The 25,238-nt window shown below is 66.8% G+C and carries 20 protein-coding genes; 8 read left to right on the top strand and 12 right to left on the bottom strand.

The genetic code is table 11. From position 1 onward, the window contains the following. The first annotated feature begins 20 nt into the window (after positions 1-20). The 4 genes from ACXZ1E_RS00445 to ACXZ1E_RS00430 all read left to right on the top strand — a co-directional run bounded on the left by ACXZ1E_RS00445 (position 21) and on the right by ACXZ1E_RS00430 (position 5,291). A complete protein-coding gene (locus tag ACXZ1E_RS00445) occupies positions 21-644 on the top strand; it encodes a DUF3000 domain-containing protein (RefSeq protein ID WP_458041531.1) in 624 nt (207 codons plus the stop codon). 4 nt (positions 645-648) lie between these two features. After that, positions 649-1,866: a ribonuclease D gene (locus ACXZ1E_RS00440; protein ID WP_458352006.1), complete on the top strand. Its 1,218-nt coding sequence runs from the start codon at positions 649-651 to the stop codon at positions 1,864-1,866. 78 nt (positions 1,867-1,944) lie between these two features. Beyond that, positions 1,945-3,144 carry a thiolase family protein gene (locus tag ACXZ1E_RS00435; protein WP_458352005.1) on the top strand — a complete coding sequence of 400 codons (1,200 nt, stop codon included), beginning with the start codon at positions 1,945-1,947 and terminating at the stop codon, positions 3,142-3,144. A gap of 5 nt (positions 3,145-3,149) precedes the next feature. Further along, positions 3,150-5,291, top strand: a complete 2,142-nt coding sequence (locus ACXZ1E_RS00430; RefSeq protein ID WP_458042969.1) for a 3-hydroxyacyl-CoA dehydrogenase NAD-binding domain-containing protein — start codon at positions 3,150-3,152, stop codon at positions 5,289-5,291. 102 nt (positions 5,292-5,393) lie between these two features. On the opposite strand, the gene dxs is transcribed toward ACXZ1E_RS00430, so the two are convergent. The 5 genes from dxs to dut form a co-directional block, all read right to left on the bottom strand. After that, complete coding sequence (gene dxs / locus ACXZ1E_RS00425; RefSeq protein WP_458041529.1) at positions 5,394-7,358, bottom strand: 1-deoxy-D-xylulose-5-phosphate synthase; 1,965 nt, start codon at positions 7,356-7,358, stop codon at positions 5,394-5,396. A gap of 97 nt (positions 7,359-7,455) precedes the next feature. After that, positions 7,456-10,290: an aconitate hydratase gene (locus tag ACXZ1E_RS00420; RefSeq protein ID WP_458041528.1), complete on the bottom strand. Its 2,835-nt coding sequence runs from the start codon at positions 10,288-10,290 to the stop codon at positions 7,456-7,458. A 165-nt stretch (positions 10,291-10,455) separates the two neighbouring features. Further along, a complete protein-coding gene (locus ACXZ1E_RS00415) occupies positions 10,456-11,244 on the bottom strand; it encodes a DUF3159 domain-containing protein (RefSeq protein ID WP_458041527.1) in 789 nt (262 codons plus the stop codon). Further along, positions 11,241-11,843, bottom strand: coding sequence for a DUF3710 domain-containing protein (locus tag ACXZ1E_RS00410; protein ID WP_458041526.1), 603 nt, complete (start codon positions 11,841-11,843; stop codon positions 11,241-11,243). Before ACXZ1E_RS00410 ends, ACXZ1E_RS00415 begins: the two co-directional genes overlap by 4 nt. Then, positions 11,840-12,301: a dUTP diphosphatase gene (gene dut / locus ACXZ1E_RS00405; protein ID WP_458041525.1), complete on the bottom strand. Its 462-nt coding sequence runs from the start codon at positions 12,299-12,301 to the stop codon at positions 11,840-11,842. Before dut ends, ACXZ1E_RS00410 begins: the two co-directional genes overlap by 4 nt. A gap of 12 nt (positions 12,302-12,313) precedes the next feature. On the opposite strand from dut, the gene ACXZ1E_RS00400 reads away from it, so the two are divergent. Beyond that, positions 12,314-12,805: a DUF3093 domain-containing protein gene (locus ACXZ1E_RS00400; protein ID WP_458041524.1), complete on the top strand. Its 492-nt coding sequence runs from the start codon at positions 12,314-12,316 to the stop codon at positions 12,803-12,805. On the opposite strand, the gene ACXZ1E_RS00395 is transcribed toward ACXZ1E_RS00400, so the two are convergent. Continuing rightward, entirely contained in the window at positions 12,763-13,053 is a 291-nt protein-coding gene (locus ACXZ1E_RS00395) for a DUF4193 domain-containing protein (protein WP_458041523.1), read from the bottom strand. The two genes, ACXZ1E_RS00400 and ACXZ1E_RS00395, sit on opposite strands and share 43 nt — an antisense overlap. Positions 13,054-13,258: 205 nt before the next feature. Between ACXZ1E_RS00395 and sepH the strand changes: the two genes are divergently transcribed. Next, positions 13,259-14,251 carry a septation protein SepH gene (gene sepH, locus ACXZ1E_RS00390; RefSeq protein ID WP_458041522.1) on the top strand — a complete coding sequence of 331 codons (993 nt, stop codon included), beginning with the start codon at positions 13,259-13,261 and terminating at the stop codon, positions 14,249-14,251. 56 nt (positions 14,252-14,307) lie between these two features. Here sepH and ACXZ1E_RS00385 read toward each other — a convergent pair whose 3' ends face one another. After that, complete coding sequence (locus tag ACXZ1E_RS00385; protein WP_458041521.1) at positions 14,308-15,447, bottom strand: alkaline phosphatase family protein; 1,140 nt, start codon at positions 15,445-15,447, stop codon at positions 14,308-14,310. Between the two features lie 54 nt (positions 15,448-15,501). Here ACXZ1E_RS00385 and ACXZ1E_RS00380 point away from each other — a divergent pair, with 54 nt between their 5' ends. Further along, on the top strand, positions 15,502-17,931 hold the full coding sequence (locus ACXZ1E_RS00380) for a DNA gyrase/topoisomerase IV subunit A (RefSeq protein ID WP_458041520.1): 2,430 nt from the start codon (positions 15,502-15,504) through the stop codon (positions 17,929-17,931). Between the two features lie 135 nt (positions 17,932-18,066). Here the strand turns inward: ACXZ1E_RS00380 and ACXZ1E_RS00375 are convergent, their stop codons facing one another. Then, positions 18,067-20,103 carry a DNA gyrase/topoisomerase IV subunit B gene (locus tag ACXZ1E_RS00375; RefSeq protein WP_458352004.1) on the bottom strand — a complete coding sequence of 679 codons (2,037 nt, stop codon included), beginning with the start codon at positions 20,101-20,103 and terminating at the stop codon, positions 18,067-18,069. A gap of 246 nt (positions 20,104-20,349) precedes the next feature. Between ACXZ1E_RS00375 and ACXZ1E_RS00370 the strand changes: the two genes are divergently transcribed. Continuing rightward, a complete protein-coding gene (locus ACXZ1E_RS00370) occupies positions 20,350-20,568 on the top strand; it encodes a DUF7455 domain-containing protein (RefSeq protein WP_198517653.1) in 219 nt (72 codons plus the stop codon). 16 nt (positions 20,569-20,584) lie between these two features. Here the strand turns inward: ACXZ1E_RS00370 and ACXZ1E_RS00365 are convergent, their stop codons facing one another. The 4 genes from ACXZ1E_RS00365 to ACXZ1E_RS00350 all read right to left on the bottom strand — a co-directional run bounded on the left by ACXZ1E_RS00365 (position 20,585) and on the right by ACXZ1E_RS00350 (position 25,174). Beyond that, positions 20,585-21,343: a hypothetical protein gene (locus tag ACXZ1E_RS00365; protein WP_458041518.1), complete on the bottom strand. Its 759-nt coding sequence runs from the start codon at positions 21,341-21,343 to the stop codon at positions 20,585-20,587. Then, the gene (locus tag ACXZ1E_RS00360; protein ID WP_458041517.1) at positions 21,340-22,623 is read right to left on the bottom strand and encodes a MurT ligase domain-containing protein; all 1,284 of its coding nucleotides are present in this window, start codon (positions 22,621-22,623) and stop codon (positions 21,340-21,342) included. The genes ACXZ1E_RS00365 and ACXZ1E_RS00360 overlap by 4 nt, the downstream gene beginning before the upstream one ends. Before the next feature lie 3 nt (positions 22,624-22,626). Beyond that, entirely contained in the window at positions 22,627-24,000 is a 1,374-nt protein-coding gene (locus tag ACXZ1E_RS00355; RefSeq protein WP_458352003.1) for an RNA polymerase sigma factor, read from the bottom strand. A gap of 244 nt (positions 24,001-24,244) precedes the next feature. Next, complete coding sequence (locus ACXZ1E_RS00350; RefSeq protein ID WP_458041516.1) at positions 24,245-25,174, bottom strand: proteasome assembly chaperone family protein; 930 nt, start codon at positions 25,172-25,174, stop codon at positions 24,245-24,247. Positions 25,175-25,238: the final 64 nt, after the last annotated feature.

The raw sequence follows: 25,238 nt of genomic DNA, 5'->3' as shown, positions 1-25,238 counted from the left end.
CCCCACTCTAGTCTGTCGACGTGATCGCCGATCCCCCTGACTCCGGCGTCCCGCCGCTATCGCCACTCTTCGAACGCGCTGTGGCGGACGTGCGCGGAACGCTGTTCCGTGACGACCTGACGGTGCGCGAGATACCGGCGCCGCAGGGTCTCGCGCCCGAGGCGATCGCCTTATCCGGAGATGTGCGTCAGCAGGATCACGCCGCTGACTCCCCGTACGGCACGGGCAGGCTGATCCTGCTGCACGATCCTGCTGAACCCGCCGCGTGGGTCGGCCCACTCCGGATCGTGTGTTTCGCACAGGCCCCCCTCGAGACCGATATCGGCATAGACCCGATGTTGGCGGATGTGACGTGGTCGTGGCTGGTCGATGCACTCGACTCTCGCGACGCACGTTACGCTGCGGCATCCGGCACCGCCACGAAGATCCTGTCCAAGGGCTTCGGCGGGTTGGAAGACGAGGGCGACGGGGCTCAGATCGAGTTGCGCGCGTCGTGGTCACCCGAACCCGGGGACCTCACCGCACACATCGAGGCGTGGGCTGAGCTACTCTGCATGCTTGCGGGCCTACCTCCGGGCTCGGAGAACATCGAACTCCTCGCGGCACACAGATTCGCCGCGAACGACAGGGCGGCACGTGACTGAACCGGTGAGTGAAAGCACCCCCACACCCTCCGTTCATCGCGTGATCGATACTCCCGAGGATCTCGCCGACGCATCCGCGATGCTCGCGCAGGGCCATGGTCCCGTGGCCGTCGATGTCGAACGGGCATCGGGGTTCCGATACTCGCAGCGCGCCTACCTGATCCAGGTTTACCGGCGGGATGGCGGGCTGCACCTGATCGATCCGCCCGCCGTCGGCGATCTCTCACCTTTGCAGGACGCGATCGGTTCCGAGGAATGGGTGCTGCACGCCGCCAGCCAAGACCTCCCGTCTCTCCGCGAGGCAGAGCTGGTACCGCCTCGCATCTTCGACACCGAGCTGGCATCGCGTCTGCTCGGGCGTGAACGTGTCGGACTCGGCGCGGTCGTCGAGGATGTGCTCGGCATCACCCTCGCGAAGGCGCACTCGGCGGCCGACTGGTCGACACGGCCGCTCCCGGAGTCGTGGCTGGAGTACGCGGCCCTCGATGTGCTGCACCTGATCGATGTTCGCGACGCGCTCGTGGCGGAGCTCGCTGAGCAGGGCAAGACGCAGATCGCGGAAGAAGAGTTCCAGGCCGTCCTCGATCGTCCCGCGCGACCGCCCCGCGAAGACCCGTGGCGCCGCCTCAGCGGGCTGCACACCGTGCGCGGTCGGCGCTCGCTCGCCGTGGCCCGCGAACTCTGGCAGGCACGAGAAGAGTACGCGCAAGAGGTCGACACCTCCCCCGGACGCCTCCTTCCTGATCGCTCGATCGTGGCCGCCGTCATCGCCGATCCGCCCAGCAAACAGGCGCTGGCGGCGCTGAAGGAGTTCAACGGTCGCGCGAGCCGCAATCAGCTGGATCGTTGGTGGGCGGCCTTCGAACGGGGCCGGGCCGAGTCGGTCCTTCCTGTGGAGCGGGTGCCCGGCGAGGGGCCTCCTCCCCCGCGTGCGTGGGCCGATCGGAACCCCGACGCCGACGCTCGCCTGAAGGCCGCCCGTCCCGCGGTCGAGGCGATCGCGACCGACCTCGGGATGCCCGTCGAGAACCTGCTGACGCCCGATTTGCTGCGCCGTGTCGCCTGGACACCTCCGGAGCCCGCCGATGCCGAGAGCATCGGTTCGGCGCTCCGGGCGTTGGGAGCACGCGCGTGGCAAGTTGAAGAGACTGCACAGGCGATCGCCGAAGCCTTTGTTGCTGCGGCACAACCGCCCACGGAGCCTGCGGAAGACGCTTCGTAGATTCGGACCAACCGATTCGGGTCGCCTCGCGCACCTTCGTAGGCTGAAGAAAACCCCAAATCTGGAGGCAGTGTGGCCGTGAACTCGGACGTCTATTTCGTCGATGGTGTGCGTACCCCGTTCGGGCGCGCCGGCGAAAAGGGCATGTACTGGAATACCCGTGCCGACGACCTCATCGTGAAGGCGATGATCGGTTTGATGGAGCGCAACCCCGACGTACCGGGTGAGCGCATCGACGACGTGGCTATCGCCGCCACCACCCAGCAGGGCGACCAGGGCCTCACGCTCGGTCGTTCCGCAGCGATCCTTGCGGGTCTGCCGCAGTCCGTACCCGGGTTCGCGATCGACCGGATGTGTGCGGGTGCGATGACGAGCGTCACGACACTCGCCGGCGGCATCGGCATGGGCATGTACGACCTCGCGATAGCCGGTGGCGTCGAACACATGGGGCGTCACCCCCTCGGCATCGGAGCCGACCCGAATCCGCGATTCCTCACCGAGAAGCTCGTCTCGGCCGACGCCCTCAACATGGGTGTGACCGCCGAGCGCATCCACGACCGCTTCCCGCACCTCACCAAGGAGCGCGCGGACCGCTTCGGGATGCTGAGTCAGCACAAGGTACAGGCGGCATACGACGCCGGCGTCATTCAGCCCGACCTCGTTCCCGTCGCCATCAAGGACGCGGACGGAGCATGGGGACTCGCCAGCGAGGATGAGGGACGTCGTCCTCAGACCACGATGGAGGGCCTCGCCGCCCTCAAGACCCCCTTCCGTTCCCACGGCCGCGTCACGGCCGGGACGTCGTCACCCCTGACGGATGGCGCGACCGTGAGCCTGCTCGCAGGCGGCGCGGCCGCGAAGGAGCTCGGCCTCGAGCCCAAGATGAAGCTCGTATCGTTCGCTTTCGCGGGCGTGCAGCCCGAGATCATGGGCATCGGACCGGTTCCCTCGACCGAGAAGGCGCTCAAGAAGGCCGGACTGACGATCGACGACATCGGCTTGTTCGAGTTGAATGAGGCCTTCGCCATCCAGGTCCTGTCGCTCCTCGATCACTTCGGAGTTGCCGACGACGACCCGCGCGTGAACCCCTGGGGTGGCGCGATTGCGGTCGGGCACCCGCTCGCCGCATCCGGTGTCCGCCTCATGATCCAGCTCGCCGCGCAGTTCAAGACGCGTCCCGATGTCCGCTACGGCCTGACCGCCATGTGCGTGGGGCTCGGACAGGGTGGGTCCGTCATCTGGGAGAACCCCTTCTACGACGGCAAGAAGCGGAAGTGATCGGAATGACCAACTACGACTCGATCGATTTCTCCCCCCTCGAGGCGCTCAGCGCCGACGAGGTCGTCACGCGCTCCATCGTCCGCGACGTGCGCCTGGCCAGCGGCAAGGTGCTCGCCCTGATCACGCTCGACAACGGCCGCGATCACACCCGACCCAACACCCTGGGACCCGCTACTCTTGCCGCGCTCGACGAGACCCTCTCGGGTCTCGCGAAGCGTGCGGCAGACGGTGAGATCCAGGCCGTCGGCATCACCGGCAAGTCCTACATCCTGGCCGCCGGCGCAGACCTGTCCGAGGTCTCGAAGCTCCCGTCGCGTGAGATCGCCCTGCTGATCGCTCAGCGGGGGCACCAGACCCTCGGACGCCTGTCCGAGCTCGGGGTGCCGAGCTTCGCATTCGTCAACGGGCTCGCGCTCGGCGGCGGACTCGAGATCGCGCTCAACTCGACGTATCGGACCGTGGATGCCTCGGCCGCAGCGATCGCGCTGCCCGAGGTGTTCCTCGGCCTGATTCCCGGATGGGGTGGCGCGTACCTGCTCCCGAACCTGATCGGTATCGAGAACGCCCTCGAGGTCGTCATCTCCAACCCGCTCAAGCAGAACCGCATGCTCAAGCCGCAGCAGGCGTTCGATCTCGGGATCATGGATGCGATCTTCCCGGCATCCAGCTACCTCGAAAGCTCCCTCCGCTGGGCCGACGGCGTGCTGTCGGGCTCGGTCAAGGTCTCGCGCAAGAACGAGCCGGGCAAGATGGAGCGGCTCACGAAGTGGCCGATCGCCATCAAGATGGCGCGCAACATGCTCGAGAGCCGCATCGGCACCGTGCCCCGCTCGCCCTACGTCGCCCTCGACCTGCTCGACAAGGCGAAGTCCGGCACCAAGGCGGAGGGGTTCGCGCGCGAAGACGAGGCTCTGGCCGACCTGATCGCGGGCGACCAGTTCGCGGCGTCGATGTACGCGTTCGATCTCGTGCAGAAGCGCGCGAAGCGTCCCGTCGGGGCACCGGACAAGGCGCTCGCAAAGCCCGTCACCAAGGTCGGCATCATCGGTGCCGGTCTGATGGCGAGCCAGTTCGCTCTGCTCTTCGTCCGCAAGCTCCAGGTTCCGGTCCTGATCACCGACCTCGACCAGTCTCGCGTCGATAAGGGCGTGGCGCACATCCATGACGAGATCGGCAAGCTCGAGGCGAAGGGCCGGCTGGACGGCGACGCAGCGAACAAGCTGCGGAGCCTGGTGCGCGGCACGACCGACAAGTCCGAGTACGCCGACTGTGACTTCGTGATCGAGGCCGTCTTCGAAGAGGTCGGCGTCAAGCAGCAGGTGTTCGCCGAGATCGAGGCCGTCGTCGCCGACGACGCGATCCTCGCGACCAACACCTCGTCGCTGTCGGTCGCCGAGATCGGGTCGAAGCTGCAGCATCCGGAGCGGTTGGTCGGGTTCCACTTCTTCAACCCGGTCGCTGTCATGCCGCTCATCGAGATCGTCCGGATCGACGCGACGGCGGATGCTGCGCTCTCGACCGCTTTCGTCGTCGCGAAGGGCCTCGGCAAGAACGCGGTGCTCACCGCGGACGCGCCCGGCTTCGTCGTCAACCGGCTTCTCGCGAAGGTCATGGGCGAGGCCGCACGCGCCGTGTACGAGGGAACGCCCCTGCTCACGGTCGAGAAGGCCTTCGCGCCGCTCGGTCTGCCGATGTCGCCCTTCCAGCTGATCGACCTGGTCGGATGGAAGGTCGCTGCCCACGTACAGGACACGATGGCCGCGGCTTTCCCGGAGCGCTACTTCGCGTCCGAGAACTTCCATCAGCTCGCGGAGCTGCCCGAGGTCGTGGAGAAGGACAAGAACGGCAAGGTCACGGGATGGACGAAGGCCGCGCAGAAGGTGCTCGTGACGGCATCCTCTCCGGTCTCCGAGGACGAGATCCTGAACCGGGTGCAGACGGGCCTCGCGCAGGAGATGAAGATCATGCTCGATGAGGGCGTCGTGCCCGAGGTCGAAGACATCGACCTGTGTCTGATCCTGGGTGCCGCCTGGCCCTTCATCGACGGTGGAGCCTCGCCCTACCTGGATCGGGTCGGGGCCTCCGAGAACGCGTTCGGTGCGACATTCCACGAGCCGCCCATCCGCGGCATCGAATCGCAATGATCCTCGGTCGTTGAGCGAGCGCAGCGAGACGAAACGCGCCCCCTCAGCGCGTTTCGTCTCGTCGCTGCGCTCCTCGCTCAACGACCGTGGGTCGTGACCCCGTCAGGCGCCGCGTGTATCGTCGCGCTCGCGCAGGCGCACGTCGCTGAGCCACACAGGTTGGTCGTCAGGCTGCCGTGCCACGGGGATCCGCGTGCCGAGCACCTGGGAGACGACATCCTGAGCGATCTTCGGCGCGGTGAGCCCGGCATCGGCCAGGATCTGAGAGCGGGATGCATGGTCGATGAACTCATCCGGCAGGCCGAGCTCGTCGACGGCGGTGTCTACTCCGGCCTCGCGCAGCACCTGTCGGATCCGGGTGCCGATACCGCCGACGCGGATGCCGTCCTCGATCGTGATGACGAGGCGGTGCCGTGCGGCGAACTCTACGACGGACGGGGCCACGGGGACGACCCAGCGAGGATCGATCACGGTCGCACCGATGCCCTGAGCCGCCAAACGTGCCGCGACGTCCATCGCGATGTGGGCCATGGGACCGATACCCACGAGCAGAACGTCTTCGCTCCCGCCGCGCGCGAGGACGTCCGTCCCATCGGCCAGCCTCTCGAGCGCCGGGAGGTCCGCTCCGACCTCGCCCTTGGGAAAGCGCACGACCGTGGGGGCATCGTCGACCGCAACAGCCTCGTCGAGCGTCTCGCGCAACCGTGCGGCGTCGCGCGGGGCCGCGATGCGGATGTGCGGCACGAGCTGCAGCATCGCCAGATCCCAGATGCCATGATGACTCGGCCCATCGGGGCCCGTCACCCCGGCTCGGTCGAGGACGAAAGTCACTCCGGCCCGGTGCAGGCCGACATCCATCATCACCTGATCGAACGCGCGGTTCATGAACGTCGCGTAGATCGCGACGACCGGGTGCAGCCCGCCGTAGGCGAGCCCAGCGGCGGAGGCGACCGCGTGCTGCTCGGCGATGCCGACGTCGTAGACACGGTCGGGATACTTCTGGGCGAAGGGCAGCATACCGACCGGGCGGAGCATCGCCGCCGTCATCGCGATGACGTCTTCGCGCTCGTCGCCGATCTTTACCAGTTGGTCGGAGAAGACATCCGTCCACGCCGTCGGGGCTTCCCCACCGAGAGTCACACCCGTCAGCGGGTCGATGCGACCCACCGCGTGGAACTGGTCCGCCTCGTCGTTGCGAGCCGGCTCGAAGCCCTGCCCCTTCTCGGTGATCGCGTGAACGATGACGGGCGCGCCGTATTCCTTCGCGAGACGCAGAGTCTCGATGAGAGTATCGAGGTCGTGGCCGTCGACCGGGCCGAGGTATTTGATGTCGAGGTTCGAATACAGCGCCGCGTTGTTGGCGAACCGCGAGAGGAATCCGTGCGCGCCGCCGCGGAGGCCGCGATACATCGCGCGACCCGCGGGCCCGAGACGGGAGAAGAACGACCCGGACGAGCGGTACAGCGTCTGGTACGCCTCGTTGGTGCGAACGCGATTCAGGTATCGCGCCATGCCGCCGATCGTCGGTGCGTACGAGCGTCCGTTGTCGTTGACGATGATCACCAGATTGCGATCGTTGTCGTCCGAGATGTTGTTGAGCGCCTCCCACGTCATTCCGCCCGTCAGGGCACCGTCGCCGACGACGGCGACGACGTGACGATCGCGACGACCCGTGCGAGTCAGTGCCCGCGAGACGCCGTCTGCCCAGCTGAGCGAGCTCGAAGCGTGGGATGACTCGACGACATCGTGCTCACTCTCGGAGCGCTGCGGATAGCCGGCGAGGCCGCCGCGGGTGCGGAGCCCGTCGAAATCCTGGCGGCCCGTGAGCAGCTTGTGCACGTAGGACTGGTGACCCGTGTCGAAGATGATCGGGTCATTCGGCGAATCGAAGACGCGGTGCAGCGCAACGGTGAGCTCGACGACCCCGAGGTTCGGGCCGAGGTGACCGCCCGTCCGGGACACGTTCTCGATGAGGAACGTTCGAATCTCGGCCGAGAGTTCGGTGAGCTGTTCGACCGTGAGCGCGTCGAGATCACGCGGACTCGAAATCGTCTCCAACAGACCCATGCCACTCCCTTCGCGGGCGTGCACGGCCCTCTCGAAAGTCTAGCTCGGTGCCCGGCGAGCGGACGGGACGCGGCCCGCCGCTCGCCGGATGCGCCGGTCAGACCAGCGAACGCAGCACGTACTGAAGGATGCCGCCGTTGCGGTAGTAGTCAGCCTCAGCGGGCGTGTCGATGCGGACGACGGCCTCGAACTCGACGGTAGCTTTGCCCTCCGCCGAGAATTCGCTCGGAGTTGCCGTGACCGTGACCGTCTTGGGCGTGACGCCCTCGTTCAGCTTCTCAAGACCGGTGATCGAGACGATCTCGGTGCCATCGAGACCCAGCGACTCCCAGCTCTCGCCCGCGGGGAACTGCAGCGGCACGACGCCCATGCCGATCAGGTTCGAGCGGTGGATGCGCTCGAAGCTCTCGGTGATGACGGCCTTGACACCCAGCAGGCTCGTGCCCTTTGCCGCCCAGTCACGCGACGAGCCCGACCCGTACTCCTTGCCGCCGAAAATCACCAGGGGCGTGCCCTGAGCGGTGTAGTTCTCGCTGGCGTCGTAGATGAACGACTGCGGCCCGCCGGGCAGCGTGAAGTCACGGGTGTATCCACCCTCGACGACCGCACCGTCGTTGACCGCGCTGACGAGCGCGTTCTTGAGACGGATGTTCGCGAACGTGCCGCGGATCATGACTTCGTGGTTGCCACGACGCGAGCCGTACGAGTTGAAGTCCTTCTGGCGCACACCGTGCTGCTCGAGGTACTTCGCCGCCGGCGTTCCGATCTTGATGTTTCCGGCCGGGCTGATGTGGTCGGTGGTGACCGAGTCGCCGAGGGTCGCCATGACGCGAGCACCCTGGATGTCGCTGACCGGGGTCAGCTCCATCGTCATACCGTCGAAGTACGGCGCCTTGCGAACGTACGTCGAGTCCTCATCCCATTCGAAGACGGGACCGGTGGGCGTCGGCAGGTTCTTCCAGCGCTCGTCGCCTTCGAAGACGGTGGCGTACTGGGTGATGAACTGCTCGCGCGAGATCGACTTGTCGATGACGTCCTGCACCTCGTCCGGCGCGGGCCAGATGTCCTTCAGGAAGACGTCCTGGCCCGTCGAGTCCTTGCCGAGGGCATCGGTCTCGAAGTCGAAGTTCATCGAACCGGCGAGGGCGTACGCCACGACGAGCGGGGGCGACGCGAGGTAGTTCATCTTCACGTCGGGGCTGATGCGTCCCTCGAAGTTGCGGTTGCCGGAGAGTACGGCGGTGACAGCCAGATCGTGGTCGTTGATCGCGGCCGAGACCTCTTCGATGAGCGGACCCGAGTTACCGATACAGATCGTGCAGCCGTATCCGACCGTGTAGAAGCCGAGCGCCTCGAGAGACTTGTCGAGACCGGACTTCTCGTAGTAGTCGGTCACAACCTTCGACCCGGGGCCGAGCGTGGTCTTGACCCACGGCTTGCTCTTCAGCCCCTTCTCAACGGCCTTCTGCGCGAGGAGCCCCGCGGCGATCATGACCGACGGGTTCGAGGTGTTCGTGCACGACGTGATCGCCGCGAGCGTGACAGCACCGTTGTCGATCTCGTAGGGCGAGCCCTCGGCGGGCGTGACGCGAACGGGATTGGACGCGGCGTGCCGTCCCCCGCTGGAGATGTAGACATCGTGCGTCTCGACCTCTTCTTCGCCGGGCGCTCCGCCCGGGTCGGAGGCCGGGAACGACCCCTGCGACTCGAGGTCGACGATCGACTCGGATGTCGTCGCCGTCGCGTAGTTCAGGATGTCCTTCGCGAACTGTGCCTTCGACTCCGAGAGCAGGATGCGGTCCTGCGGGCGCTTGGGTCCGGCGATCGAGGGGACGACCGTCGACAGGTCGAGTTCCATGTACTCGCTGAACGCGGGCTCACGGGACGCGTCGTGCCAGAGCGTCTGCTCCTTTGCGTAGGCCTCGACCAGCGCGACCGCCTGCTCGTCGCGCCCGGTGAGACGCAGATACTCGATCGTGACGTCGTCGATCGGGAACATTGCCGCGGTGGAACCGAACTCCGGGCTCATGTTTCCGATGGTGGCGCGGTTGGCGAGGGGCACCGAGCCGACTCCGTCGCCGTAGAACTCGACGAACTTGCCGACGACACCGTGCCCCCGCAGCATGTCGGTGATCGTGAGGACGACGTCGGTGGCCGTCACGCCGGCCGGGATCTCGCCGGTGAGCTTGAAGCCGACGACTCGCGGGATCAGCATCGAGACGGGCTGGCCGAGCATTGCAGCCTCGGCCTCGATGCCGCCGACGCCCCAGCCGAGCACGCCCAGGCCGTTCACCATGGTGGTGTGCGAATCCGTACCGACACAGGTGTCGGGGTAGGCACGCAACACGCCATCGACCGTGCGGTCGTAGATGACCTTGGCGAGGTGCTCGATGTTGACCTGGTGGACGATTCCCGTTCCGGGAGGGACGACCTTGAAGTCATGGAAAGCGGTCTGGCCCCAACGGAGGAACTGGTATCGCTCACCGTTGCGCTCGTACTCGATCTCGACGTTCCGCTCGAGGGCATTCTCGGAGCCGAAGAGGTCGGCGATGACCGAGTGGTCGATGACCATCTCGGCGGGCGAGAGCGGGTTGATCTTGTCGGGATTTCCGCCGAGCGTCGTGACGGCCTCACGCATCGTGGCGAGGTCGACGATGCAGGGCACACCCGTGAAGTCCTGCATCACGACGCGCGCGGGCGTGAACTGGATCTCCGTGTCGGGCTCGGCCGCGGCGTCCCACGAGCCGAGCGCCTCGATCTGCGCACGCGTGACGTTCGCACCATCCTCGGTGCGGAGCAGATTCTCGAGCAGCACCTTCAGGCTGAACGGGAGCTTGTCGTAACCCTCGACGGCATCGAGCCGGAAGATCTCGTAGTCGGTTCCCCCGACCGTCAGAGTGCTCTGCGCTCCGAAGCTGTTGACCGATGCCACGATGCCGTCTCCTTCAGGTAGCTGACCACTCACCGGCCCCATCTTCCCGGGGCGTTCCGGGCGAGGCTAGCAAGGCGACCCTAACCAGTGTGCGCCGCTCTGCGGCACGGGGGAAGGGGGTCGGTTTATCTTGATGTCGAGATAAATCCTACCACCGAGCATCAGTCACTCAGGGATATCGGCGTCCGCTTTGTCGGACGGAGGATACAAAGCCCGTACGACCAGATAGGACACCGCCAGCAGTGGTGCGAACAGCGGAATGCCCATCACGAGCTTGAGCGTGCCGAGCGCCGCGACGTTGTCGGCGAGATACAGCGGGAACTGCACGAGCAGGCGCGCGGCAAAGAGCGCGGCCCACGCGATGGCGAGCCAGAAGAACGCACGGCGCTTCCGCCGATCGCGCCGCCACGCGGTGCCCTCCCCCATCAGGAAGCCCACCGCGAGGCCGATGAGCGACCATCCGACGAGAGCCGAGATCAGAAATGCCGCGCCGTAGAGCGCATTCGTGATGAAGCCCGGGATGAAGTTGTTGCTCGCCTCGCCGGTGAAGACGGCGAATGCTGCCGCAACGACGACGGCGAGCAGCCCGCTCACGGCCGACGTGACCGGCTGGCGGGCGATGAGCCGCGCGATCGTGAAAACCGCGGCGATGCCGACCGAGAGCCCGAGCGACCAGGCCAGGTTTCCCTCACCCGTCGAGGCATCCATCGTCAGCGTGTAGACGGCGATGAAGACGACACCGGGCACTACGGCCTCGGCCATGCCCCGCCATCCACCCATCGCATGCCACACGACGTGACCGGTGGAGCGCTCTGCGTTCGGATCGAGACCGGCGCGGCGCGCCGCACCCGCGAGGGCTGAACCCAGTGCCTCGGACGCCGATGGCGGTGTCAGCGCGGGATCCGACTCCCCGTCCCGAACGGGATCCCGTGGTGCCGACTGCTGGTCGGTCACGCCGAACCCGGGGTCGCGGGCATCTTCAGCGGGATGAACTCACGCGGGGGCATGGGTGTTCCGCCACGGACGACGACGATGGACCGGAAGAGGTCCTCGATCTGGGCCGCTGCCTCGATATCGGATGCGCCGACTCCGCCGATCACGCCGCGTAAGAACCACCGCGGCCCATCCACACCGACGAACCGCGCCAGGCGCTTGCCCGAAGTTCCCTCCGCGCCGGCGATGACGGGCACCTCGGCGAGTAGTTCGGGTCCGAGCGGACCCTCCCGCTCCTCCACGCGACCGCCCTGCTGGCGAACCTGCTCGCGGATCTGAGCGCGCGTCTCGTGCCACAGCCCTCCCGTGCGGGGCGCCGCAAACGGCTGCACCTGCAACGTGGAGCCGGCGTAGTCCAGCCCCACAGCGACGATGCGCTTGGACTGTTCCTCGATCTCGAGGCGCAGGTTGAGCCCCTCGCGCGGCAGCACCTTGATTCCACCCAGGTCGATATAGGGACGAACGGGATTCGCTTCGGATTCGTCGAAGGGTCCTCCGGTCGCTCGGTCGGCGGGTGCGGACTTGCCCGCCGGGTCTACGGTCGTGCCGTCGTCGCTCATGCGCCGACCTCCTGTGATTGAGGGGCCTGGTAGCCGGTGGAACCGAACCCGCCTTCGCCGCGCACACTCTCGGGGAGTGTCTCGACCGGGATGAAGTTCGCCCGACTCACGGGCATGACGATCAGTTGTGCGATGCGATCACCCACGGCGATGTCGTAGGGCTCAGAAGCATCCGTGTTCAACAGAGTCACCTTGATCTCGCCGCGGTACCCGGCATCGACCGTGCCCGGTGAATTGACGATTGTGATGCCGTGCTTGGTGGCCAGCCCGCTGCGCGGCACCACGAAAGCGACGTAACCGTCGGGCAGCGCGATCGAGACGCCCGTTCCCACCAGGGCACGCTGGCCAGGGGCCAACCGCAGCGACTCAGCAGAGACCAGATCGGCGCCAGCGTCACCGGGGTGAGCGTAGTTCGGAGGTTCTGGAGCGATAATGAGAACGTCCACGTAATCGGTCACTCATCGAGGGTAATGCAGAAGCAACGTACGGAGTATCGCGAGCGGCTCACGCCCTCGCTCTGGATTTTGGTGTCCGCCGCGGTCGTCGGTCCGATGGCCGCGCTCGTGCTCGCACCGCTCGACTCGACTCTTGCGCTCGTCGTCGGCGCCATCGTGGGGGCACTGATCATTGCCGCTCTCGTCGTCCTGTCGCCCGTCATCGACATTCGCGAGGGGATGCTTCGCGCCGGACGGGCGCGCATCGGCGTCGAATGGCTCGGGTCGCCGGCGCCGTTCTCGGGCGACGAGGCGCGCAACGCTCGCGGGCCGGGGCTCGACCGCGATTCGTGGCTCGTGATCCGGGGCGGGATCGACGGACTGGTGGTCGTCCCTCTCGAAGATCCAGACGACCCTGTTGTCTCGTGGGTCATCTCGACCCGCACCCCCGACCGCCTCACGGCGGCGATCAACCGGGCGCGTGCTTACGAGCAGTCGCGGCAGATGAGTCCGACCGAGTCTTCGTGATCGACCTGTGAACGGTGCTTCACCAGGAAGCAGCTCACGCACGTGAACTCGTCCTCCTGGGGAGGCAGCACGACGACATCCAACTCGAGGTCGGAGAGGTCGGCGCCGGGCAATTCGAAGCCCGAGGGGTTGTCTGCGTCCTCGACGTCGACGGCACCGGAAAGCTTGTCGGGAACGCGCTCCTTCAGGGCCTCGATCGACTCGCTGTCGTCGTCGGTCTTGCGGGGAGCGTCGTAGTCCGTAGCCATGGGGTTTAGGTCACTTCTTTCATTGCGTGCAGTGGAGCGGTGCCGAACAGGCGGCGCTAGTTTGCATGACCGCAGGGCATTTAGCAAATGCTGCGTTCCGACATCCGCTCGGAGGCAAACGGGCGGCGCGCGCTGGATATTCCCGTGACCACCCCTCACGCGTGTAACGATGGCGGAACCGGAAACGCGGAAGAAGGCGTGTCGCATGAAAGAGCTCAAGGTCATCCGCACCGAGGATGAGCGACTGATCGTAGCGACGGACTCGGGCGAAACATTCGCCCTGGTGATCGATGATGTCCTACGCGCTGAGGTTCGTCGCGCCCATTCGGCGCCGGAATCGGGCGCTGCACGACCCAGCCCGCGCGAGATTCAGGCGCAGATTCGTTCGGGTTTGTCGGCGCAAGAGGTCGCGCAGGTCCTGGGCGCTCGACTCGAAGATGTCATTCGTTACGAAGGCCCCGTCCTCGCGGAACGCGAGCACATCGTCGGTCTCGCTCTTGCCGTGCCCGTTCTGCTCGGCGCGGTCGATGACGCCGACGCACAGCCCACGTTCGGCGCCGCGATGCGGGCGAAGCTCGCCGACGTCGCGGCCGCGCGTGAGCGCTGGTCGAGTTGGAAAGATCCCTCCGGATGGATCGTCAAGCTGCAGTTCCAGGTCGGGGACATCGAGCACGACGCCCGCTGGAGCTTCGACCCGCGGCGGAGCGCGCTTTCGCCGCTCAATGCCGACGCGCAACAGCTCTCGCGCCAGGGATCACTGCCCGAGGGGCTGATCCCTCGGCTGCGCGCGCTCGACTCCGCGCCCTCGATCAAGGACAACACGCGCTTCGACAGTGGAGCATTCGGTCCGCGCCGCGATCTCGATCCGTCCACTGCCCCCACGGCCTCAGAAGCCGCCGTCAATCGCGCTACGGAAACTTCGAGCACGAGTGCCGAGACCGCTGACCTGCTCGAGGCGCTCCGCCGTCGGCGCGGGCAACGCGAGAGCGCCCCGGGGATGAGCGAAGAGAACGTGGCGCCCGCTGCTCCCGTCGCCCTCTTCGACGCACTCGAGCCCGGTTACGACGAGGAAGCGCCCACCGCCGAACCGCGCGAAGACACCGTCGTCGCCGACGCGCAGGGTCGCCGACGAGGCCGCAACGCGATGCCGTCGTGGGACGAGATCGTTTTCGGCGCACGCGGCGACGGAGATCAGTAGCCGCGACGGGCCAGCGAAAACCTTCGACAGGCCAGCCAGACCGCGCCACGGGTCCGTCAGTTCGGGGCGTACGCACCGAGCCGGATAAGCGGGACGATGCGTTCCGCTGACGTCAGCGAACCGTGCTGCCCGATCATTCGCTGTGACGCCTTGTCCGTGAGTCGGTCGTCGTAGTACGCCACCCGTCCGCGCGCCGCGATGAGCACGTCGCCGATCCGATCGCGCACCTCGGCGTCGACACGACCGAAGAGGCCGGTGGTGATGGTCTCATCCCGGGCCAGCACCCACGCACGCCCGGATTCTGAGGCGCGCCATCGTTCGAGCACCGATTCGGCCTGGCCGGGTTCGGCGTACACATGCAGCATCCGCGGCTCTCCCGCAATGGCGGCGACGCCGTCGACCAGGTCGTCGCCCTCTCGCAGCAAGACATGGCCGGTGCGGGGCACATCGACCATGCCGTGGTCGGCCGTGACCAGCACGCCGACGTCGGCGGGCAGGGCGGATGCGAGCGAGCGGACCGCGCCATCGGCCTCCTCAAGCGCCGCGAGCCACTCGTCGGACTCCCACCCGTACCGGTGTCCCGCAGAATCGAGCTCGGGTGCGTAGGCGTATACGAGGCGCCCCTGGGCGGCCGTGGCGTGTTCGAGGGCGATCGCGAGTCTGTCCGCGAACGATGCGGCCGAGTCGAATGTCGAGCCGCGGAAAGCCGCTCGCGTAAATCCCGAGTGACGGTACTCCTCGCGGCTGACGACGAAGCCCTCGACACCGACGGATGCCGCGGTCTCGAACAGCGTCGGACGCCGCTGCCACACGGCCGGGTCGAGCCCGTCGGACTCCCAGCCCGTCAGTTGGTTGGCGAGCACACCCGTCTCGGGCACGCGGACGCGGTACCCGACGATTCCGTGCGAACCCGGATCGGTGCCGGTCATGAGGCTGGTCAGCGCGGCTGCGGTGGTCGTGGGGAAAACGGAGCGCGCGACATCCTTCTTGCGCATCACCGATGTCAAAAATCGCGCGTGTCCCGCGCGCGCCGCCAGGTTCGCTGCTCCGAGACCATCGATCACGACGAGGATCGCGCTGCGTGCGGACGGCAGCGTCGCAGTCCCGGACGAGGACGTGAGCGAGGCGACGGCATCCGGCACCAGAGCGGTGAGGCTCCGGGCGTGAGCGGGCTCCGCCGGTAGCATGAGAGACATCGGGGCCAGTCTCGCACACGTGCCATCGGCCCTCGTTCTCGCCCGAAGGACCCCATGCCCGCACCTGTTTCCGAGCCCCCTGCCGAGCGCATCGAAGATGTCGACGTCTCCAGCGAGATGCAGGGGTCTTTCCTCGAGTACGCCTATTCGGTGATCTACTCGCGGGCGCTGCCCGACGCGCGCGACGGGATGAAGCCTGTCCAGCGCCGCATCGTGTACCAGATGTCTGAGATGGGCCTGCGGCCGGACCGCGGCCATGTGAAGAGCGCCCGCGTCGTCGGCGAGGTGATGGGAAAGCTCCACCCTCACGGCGACGCGCCGATCTACGACGCCCTCGTGCGTCTCGCCCAACCGTTCTCGCAGCGGGTGCCCATGGTCGACGGGCACGGAAACTTCGGCTCGCTCGATGACGGGCCCGCGGCGTCCCGGTATACCGAAGCCCGCCTCGCACCCGCGGCGCTCGCGATGGCCGAAGGACTCGACGAAGACGTCGTCGACTTCATCCCGAACTACGACAACCAGTTCCAGCAGCCCGAGGTGCTGCCCGCGGCATACCCGAACCTGCTGGTCAACGGCGCGAGCGGTATCGCGGTCGGCATGGCGACGAACATGGCACCCCACAACCTCATCGAGGTCGTCGGCGCCGCCATCCACCTGCTCGAGAACCCCGATGCGACCCTCGAAGACCTGATGGCGTACGTGCCCGGGCCGGACCTGCCATCCGGCGGGGTCATCGTCGGGCTCGAGGGCATTCGTGACGCGTACGAAACCGGCCGCGGATCTTTCAAGACCCGCGCCCGCAGCTCCATCGAGAGCCTGGGCCCCCGCAAGACGGGCATCGTCGTCACCGAGTTGCCGTACCTGGTCGGCCCCGAGCGCGTGATCGAGAAGATCAAGGATGCCGTCCAGTCCAAGAAGCTCCAGGGCATCAGCGACGTCAACGACCTGACCGACCGCACGCACGGCACACGCCTCGTGATCGGCATCAAGACCGGATTCGACCCCCAGGCCGTGCTCGAACAGCTGTACCGCCTGACGCCGCTCGAAGACTCCTTCAGCATCAACAACGTCGCCCTTGTCGAGGGCCAACCGCGCACGCTCGGCCTGCGCGAACTCTTGCGTGTGTACGTCGACCACCGCCTCTCGGTCGTCACCCGCCGCAGCCGGTACCGACTCGATCGTCGCCGTGAGCGGCTTCACCTCGTCGAGGGGCTGTTGATCGCGATCCTCGACATCGACGAGGTCATCCAGGTCATCCGCGCATCCGATGATGGCGAGCAGGCGCGCACCCGACTGATGGAGGTGTTCGATCTCAGTCAGCTGCAGGCCGAGTACATCCTCGAACTGCGCCTGCGCCGCTTGACGAAGTTTTCGCGCATCGAACTCGAGGCCGAGCGCGACCAGCTGCTCGCCGAGATCGCGCAGCTGGAAGAGCTGCTCGGCAGCGACGCGCTGCTGCGCAAGCAGGTCGCCACCGAACTCGACGCGGTCGCTGACAAGCTCGGTACTCCGCGACGGACGCTGCTGACGAACGCTGCGCCCGCGGTCGCGCGTCCGTCGCGCAATGCACCGATCCTCGAGATCGTGGATGCGCCGACGATCGTCGTCGTGTCGACGACCGGCCGCGCCGTGCGCGTCGATCTGTCGGAGGGCACCGAGATCGTCTCGCCGACCCGACGCAGCAAGCACGACGCGCTGCTGACCGAGGTGCGCACGACCGTACGGGGCGAACTCGGGGCGATCACGAACCGCGGGCGTCTGCTGCGATTCAGCCCAGTCGACCTGCCGTCGGTGCCGCCAGCCTCCGTCCAGCTCGCCGCGGGGGTCGCCCTGCGCGACTACCTCGGTCTCACCGACAAGGCCGAACGGGTCGTGATGCTCACGCGCCTCGACACGGACACACCCCTCGCAATCGGCACCCGCCAGGGCGTCGTGAAGCGCATCGTCCCGTCCACCCTGCCGCCGAAGCCCGAGCTCGAGATCATCGCGCTCAAGCCGGGCGATGGCGTTGTCGGTGTTGCATCGGCGCCCGACGAATCCGAGCTCGTCTTCGTGTCGGACGATGCGCGCCTGCTCCGTTTCGCGGCGTCGTCGGTACGTCCGCAGGGCGCCTCGGCGGGTGGCATGGCAGGCATGAATATCGGATCGGCCAACGCGATCTTCTTCGGCGCTATCGGAGAGGCGGCGGCAGTTGTCGTCACCGTCTCGGGCACGGCGGAGGCACTTCCCGGGACAGACGCGGGTCGTGCCAAAGTGTCCGAGTTTGCGGAGTTCCCCGCGAAGGGTCGCGCGACCGGCGGTGTCCGTGCACACGCCTTCTTGAAGGGCGAGGACGAGCTGACGCTCGCGTGGGTGGGTGCCGCTCCCCCGCGCGCCGTCGGGACGGATGGCTCGGCGCGCACGCTCCCGGAGACCGGGGCAAAGCGGGACGCCTCGGGGCAGCCGCTCGACGCCGCTATCGGCTCCGTGGGCCGCGCCCTCTAGCCCCGCGCGCTACGTCTCCCAGACGGACCCGCTCCCCTGGCAGTAGATGTCGTTGTGGACCGTGACAAGCGACAACAAGTGCCAGGGGAACCGTCCTCGAAACGGGCCTGAGGTACGACGGCTCGCACGCGGGAGCTAGGCGTCGATGCGGTCGCGCTCGAGATGCGCGGACGAGTCGATGATGAACTCACGCCGCGGGGCGACCTCGTTGCCCATCAGCAGCTCGAAGGTGCGACCCGCAGCCTCGGCGGCCTCGGCATCCTCGATCCGGACGCGCCGGAGCAGCCGTCCCCCGCGGTCCATCGTCGTGGTCGCGAGCTGGTCGGCGTCCATCTCGCCCAGCCCCTTGTAGCGCTGGATGGGCTCCTGCCACGTACGACCGGCCTTCGAGAGCTTGGCGAGCAGCGTATTCAGCTCTGTCTCGCTGTAGGTGTAGATCATCTCGTTCGGCTTGGTCCCGGGATGCTTCACGATCACGCGGTGCAGGGGCGGGACAGCCGCGAACACGCGCCCGTCCTCGATGAGGGGCCGCATGTACCGGAAAAACAGCGTGAGCAGCAGCGTCCGGATATGCGCGCCGTCGACATCGGCGTCGCTCATCAGGATGACCTTGCCGTAGCGCGCCTGCGACAGATCGAACGAGCGCCCCGACCCGGCCCCGATCACCTGGATGATCGAGGCGCACTCCGCGTTGCTCAGCATGTCGCTGATCGACGCCTTTTGCACGTTGAGGATCTTGCCGCGAATGGGCAGCAGCGCCTGGAACTCGCTGTTGCGTGCGAGCTTGGCGGTGCCGAGCGCCGAGTCGCCCTCGACGATGAAGAGCTCCGATTGGGCGACATCGTTCGAGCGGCAGTCCACGAGCTTGGCCGGCAGCGACGACGACTCGAGGGCGTTCTTACGCCGCTGCGTCTCTTTGTGAGCGCGGGCGGACAGGCGCGCCTTCATCTCGGACACGACCTTGTCGAGCAGCATCGAGGTCTGCGCCTTGTCGTCGCGCTTCGTCGACGAGAACAGCGCACCCAGTTCCTTGCGGACGACCTGCGCGACGATCTGACGGACGGCCGGCGTGCCGAGGATCTCCTTCGTCTGGCCCTCGAACTGCGGTTCGGGCAGGCTCACCGTCAGCACGGCGGTCATGCCCGCGAGAGCATCGTCCTTGTCGAGCTTGTCGTTGCCGACCTTCAGACGCCGGGCGTTCGCCTCGACCTGTTGACGCATGACCTTCAGGATCTCCTGCTCGAAGCCCTGCTGATGCGTACCGCCCTTGGGCGTCGAGATGATGTTGACGAACGAGCGGGTCACGGTCTCGTAGCCCGTCCCCCAGCGCAGAGCGATGTCGACGAAGCAGGTGCGCTCGATCTCGGTCGCGACCATGGCGCCGGTCGCCTGAAGTACGGGCACCGTCTCGGTGAAGGTCCCGGTGCCGGTCAGTCGCCAGGTGTCCGTGATCGGAGCATCCGGGGCGAGGAACTCGACGAACTCGGAGATTCCGCCGTCGAAGCGGTACGAGACATCCGTCGGCTCGACACCGGCACGCTCGTCGCGCACCGCGATCTCGAGACCCGGAACCAGGAATGCGGTCTGACGGGCCCGCGTCGCGAGTTCGTCGACCTGGAATGCCGCGTCGGGCGTGAAGATCTGCTTGTCGGCCCAGTAGCGGACGCGGGTGCCGGTGACGCCGCGGGGAGCCTTGCCGACGACGCGCAATTCGCTGCGCTCGTCGAACGGTGTGAACGGCGCAGACGGGCTGGGCTCGCCCTTGTCTGCGAACAGACCGGGCTCACCCCGGTGGAAGGACATCGCCCAGGTCTTGCCGCCACGATCGACCTCGACATCCAGACGCTCCGACAGCGCGTTGACGACGGATGCGCCGACACCGTGCAGACCACCGGATGCCGCATACGAGCCGCCACCGAACTTGCCGCCGGCGTGCAGCTTGGTGAAGACGACCTCAACACCCGACAGACCGGTGCGGGGCTCGACATCGACAGGGATGCCGCGTCCCTTGTCTCGCACCTCGACGCTGCCGTCACCGTGCAACACGACATCGATCTTCGATCCATTGCCGCCGAGGGTCTCATCGACCGCGTTGTCGATGATCTCCCACAGGCAGTGCATGAGCCCGGGCGACCCGTTCGAGCCGATGTACATGCCGGGCCGTTTGCGCACGGCTTCGAGCCCTTCGAGGACTTGAAGATGATGCGCAGAATACTCGGACGTCACAATCTGACAGCGTACAAGCGGCCACACCGCCTTCGCCGCCGACACACGGCACCGATCCCGGGCCCGTGGGCCACCGTACGCGGTCAGCGAAATGTCATCGAATCGGGCCCTCACCGTAACAAACCCATGGTTGTATGAAGACCTTGCACGACGCACTTTGCAAGACATTGGCGATCACGAGGAGGCACTGCGATGAACACGCTCATGACACCCACCGAAGAAGCCACGATCGCCTACCGCCTGACGGCCGCGGACCGCTGCGACTCCTGCGGAGCGCAGGCGTACATCGCCGCCGAGGTCAACGGTAGTGAGCTTCTGTTCTGCGCCCACCACGGTCGCAAGTACGAAGACAAGCTCCGCAGCATCGCGACCTCATGGCACGACGAGACGGCTCGTCTGGTCGAGGCCTAAACAAACTTTCTGACGCTCAGGCCGATAGGCCGAGCGCCCGACGGACGATCACGTTCGCTTTGGCGGCGTGGTCGTCCGCTGTCGTTAACCGCTCGTCCGGAGTCTCGTTCGCGAACGACAGGCCCGCGTGGGCGGCCGCGATCGTGAGCAGGTGGTCGGCGAAGGCCGGATTCCGTGCGAGGACAGGACCGCGGATGCCTGTCCCGTAGGCGGTGCCCCGCACGGCGCCCTCGGCCCGCGCGGCACCGCTCTGGACCGCTGCGACGTTACCGGTTCCCGAGGCGACCGTACCGAGGAACCGCTCCCCCCCGCCCAGCACGTAGTCACGCAGGTGGTACTCGTAACCGGTGAGCGCGCCCCATTCGCTGTCGACCGAGATCCGGCCCACGTGCCGCTCGGACGCGACGCTCCGTCCGGCGAAGATACCGATGCCCGACAGCGGGTCCGCTCCGTCGAGCTCGAGCGAGTGCGACAGCATCTCCCAGCCCAGTCCGACTGCCAGCAGGACGGTTCCGGAGTCGACCCACGCGATCAGCTCGCCCGCTATCTCGCGCAGCCCAGCCAGAACTTCGGGGGCGTCAGCGTCGAAGCCCGCCCCGATAGTGACCGCGTCGGGACGCAGACCCGCGGCATCCTGGGCGCTCGCGATCGTCGCGACCTGTGCCTCGATTCCCCGCCATCCAGCACGCACCCGAAGGACGTCGGCGTTCTCGGCATCGCCGTGGATGTTGAGTCGCTCGGGAAAGAGGGATGCGATCGAGAGGACGGCACTCATCGGATTCCCGCCTTCTTGACCTCTTCGGAGGTCAGTCCGTAGTGGCCGCGGATCTTGCGCATGCTGCGCGAGGTGAAGACCACGGTCTTGACCCCGGTCGTCGGAGCGGGCAATGCCAGGAAGGCCTCGAACCCGCGGATGAGATCGACATCGACCGCGTCGAAAGGCACGCCGTCGTAGGCCAGTCGGTTCGCCATGGCATCCGCCTTCGGACCGGCGACGATATCGACGCGGCCGAGCGCGTGCGTTCGCACGGTCCACAACCACGAGGTGTCTTCTTCCTCGTCGCCGATTCCGACGAAAACGCGTTCGAGTCCTGGCCGCAACGCGTCGATGTTGAGCTGGAAGCTCGCGGTGTTCTGGACCAGGACGCACTCGATCTGCTGGCCGGCAATCTCAACCGTCTCGCCGCGCCCGAAGACGGGGTCGAGTGTCGAGAGCGTGGAAGCAGCGAGGGAAGCATTGAACGCGTCGCCGACCACGGCTCGCGCCGTCTCGAACGCGGCCGCAGCATCGACGGCGAAGTGCACCCCCCGCGCCGGAAGAGTGACGTCTTCGCGGGATCCGCCGATATCGATCTCGGCGTCACGGCCCGATACGGACTCGACGCGTGTGCCGAGTCCCTCGCCGAGACGCTCTGTCGTCGTGCGCACCGAGCCAAGTCCCTGCGGATGCGCCGCCATCACTTCCGCAGAGACACCGAAGCGCCGGATGGTTACGCCCGGCGCTTCCTCGGAGAGCGACGCTGCCACGGTCGAGAGCGATGCGTCGTCCGCGTTCAAAACGACGGCCGATCGGGCCCGCAGCGCGATGGCCGTGAGCAGACGGGTGACCCGGTCGGATGACTCGAAACGAGCGATGTCGTCGAGGTTGATGTTGGTCAGGGTGACCACGCGGGCCTCGAAGCTCGACGACATGAGCGCGCCGAACGCCTCGTCCATCTCGAGCACGGCGATCTCGGCGTCCACACGACCCCGCCAGTCACCCTGATCGAGCACCGCCGAAGTGATGCCCTGCGGCAGGTTCGCGGTCGACGAGTTCGTGAAGACCCGCATCCCGTGCGCGCGCAGAAGAGCAGCGACCATCTTCGTGGTGGTCGACTTGCCTGCTGTCCCGCTCACGACGACGAGCCCCTCGGAGAACGACGCCAGCACGCGCGGCAGAAGGGCCGGAGCGATCCTGTTCGTCACGAGCCCGGGGGCACCGCTGCCCTTGCCCCCGCGAACGCGCAGCAACCACTGCACGGCCCGCCCTGCGGCGATGCCGATCGCGCTGCGCACGGCCTACTCCAGGTAGTCCCGCAGCGACTGCGACCGCGACGGGTGCCGCAGCTTCGCCATCGTCTTGGACTCGATCTGACGGATCCGCTCACGCGTCACGCCGAACGTGTCACCGATCTGGTCGAGCGTCTTCGGCATGCCATCGCCCAGGCCGAAGCGCATGCGGATCACGCCCGCTTCGCGCTCACTGAGCGAGTCCAGGAGCGACTCGAGCTGACGCTGCAGCATCGTGAAGCCCACGGCATCCGCCGGCACGACAGCCTCGGTGTCCTCGATGAGGTCACCGAATTCGCTATCGCCGTCCTCACCGAGGGGCGTGTGCAGCGAGATCGGTTCGCGACCGTACTTCTGAACCTCGATGACCTTCTCGGGGGTCATGTCGAGTTCGCGGCTGAGCTCTTCGGGTGTGGGTTCGCGGCCCAGGTCCTGCAGCATCTGGCGCTGCACGCGAGCGAGCTTGTTGATGACCTCGAGCATGTGCACCGGGATGCGGATCGTACGCGCTTGGTCGGCCATGGCACGCGTGATCGCCTGACGGATCCACCAGGTTGCGTACGTCGAGAACTTGAAGCCCTTGGTGTAGTCGAACTTCTCGACCGCGCGGATGAGACCGAGGTTGCCCTCCTGGATCAGGTCCAGGAACTGCATGCCACGGCCGGTGTAGCGCTTGGCGAGCGAGACGACGAGGCGCAGATTCGCTCCGAGCAGGTGCGACTTGGCGCGCTGGCCGTCCTTCGCCACCCAGGTCAGGTCGCGACCGAGCTGCGAACGCTTTTCGGTGTCGCTCAGCGCCGAGAGCTTCTCTTCGGCGAACAGACCGGCCTCGATACGCATCGCGAGCTCGACCTCTTCGGCCGCGTTCAGCAGCGGAACCTTACCGATCTGCTTCAGGTAGTCCTTGACGGGGTCTGCCGTGGCACCGGTGATCTGAGCCGAGTAGACCGGGACATCGTCCTCATCGCTCGATGAGATGACGATCGCGCCGGTGGGCAGGGGCTCGGTGAAGACCGGCTTCTTCTTGTTGCCGTCTTCGTCTTCGTCGTCGTCGGAAGAATCGTCGGAAGAATCGGATGCATCGACCTTGGCGGCCGGCGTCGCGACTGCCTCGTCGTCGTCGGTGACATCCGCCTCTGCGTCGATCTCTTCGTCGGGCTCGATTTCTTCGTCGACGGCGTCTTCGTCGACGGCCTTCGATGCCTTCGCCTTGCTCTTCGCCGGGGCGGCCTTACCGGCGGCCGGCTTTGCTGCAGCCTTCGCCGGAGCCTTGGCGGCAGCCGCCTTGGCTGCGGGAGCCTTGCGGGGACGCGGAGCAGCCTTGACCGCCGTGGTCTCCGTCTCATCGACGAGGTCCTTCGTGGAGGTGCGAGAAGGGGTCACAATTCGCCTTTCACCGACGCATCACGTCTGAGACATCTGATGCACTCGGTCGTTTGCGGGCACGAGTAAGACCCTTGTCAAGTCCTGAGCGAATCGCTCAAGGTTGACAACGGGTCCGATTGTCCATTATGGCACATCGCACGCGAGGTGCGAGCCACCCTATGGCACTCTCATATCAACGCGGGAGCGCGCCCATGAATTCCCGGCCACACCGAACCGGTCCCGCGCATTGCGAGTCGAGAGATCAGGACAGTCCGGTGTGTTTATCGTCGTCGCCCGCCGGACGCGAAGCGAGGTACCGCTCGAGCTCGGCTGCGAGCTCGTCCGCGCTCGGCAGATCGAATTCCCCGAGCGACGACGAACGCAGCGGAGAGCCCGCCATGTACTGGTCATAGCGAGACTCGAGGTTCTCGAGCATCGTCGCCAGCTCGTCGTTCGCGGCGATCTGCTCGTCGACCTTGGCGAGAAAACCCAGGTTCTCCTCACGCAGATCTTCCGTCGGCAATGCGATGCCGCTTCCGAGCGTGATGCTCTCGAGCGCCGCGATGGCGGCCGCGGGAAACTCCGCATCGGCCAAGTAGTGCGGCACGAGCATGACGAAGCTCGACGTATTCACGCCCTGCTCGACGAAACGCATCTCGAGCAGGTGCCCCACGGTTGCCGGAACCTGCGTGTGCGGCTGCCAGACAGAATGAGCCGAGATCAGGTCAGCCCTGTTGCCGCTGACCGTCGTGCCGATCGGGCGCGTATGCGGCACGGGCATGGCGATCGCGTGGACCCAGGTGACGGACTCGACGCCGAGAGACGTGACGAGTTCGACAACGCCGTGGGTGAACGCATCCCACGCGAAGTCCGGCTCGTAGCCGGTCAACGTCAAGAAGGGCTGGCCGATGAGGTCGTGGGCAAGCGCCAGTTCGAGGCGCGGCGGCACGTAGTCCGTGAGGTGGTCCTGGTCGAAGGAGATCACGGGGCGACGTGCACGGTAGTCCAGCAGAGCGTCGTTCGAGAACGTCGCGACGGGCACGTTGTCGACACCGTCGCGCAGCACGTCGATCGACTGAGCGACGGCGCTCCCGGCGTCCGTGAAGCCGGTCATCGCTATGACCAGCGGCAGGCCGCGGGGCACCTCGGGCGCGTCAGGGGACGTCGCGTAGAGAGGACCGAACGGGGGCATGCCTCCACTCTACGAGCCACCGAAGGGTCGGGCCGCGCTGAGCGGTCGCGCTCACAGCGAACAC

The organism is Pacificispira sp. HM-600 (assembly GCF_977993705.1).
The sequence above is the reverse complement of the archived record's forward strand: the minus strand, read 5'-3'. Positions and strand labels throughout refer to the sequence as shown.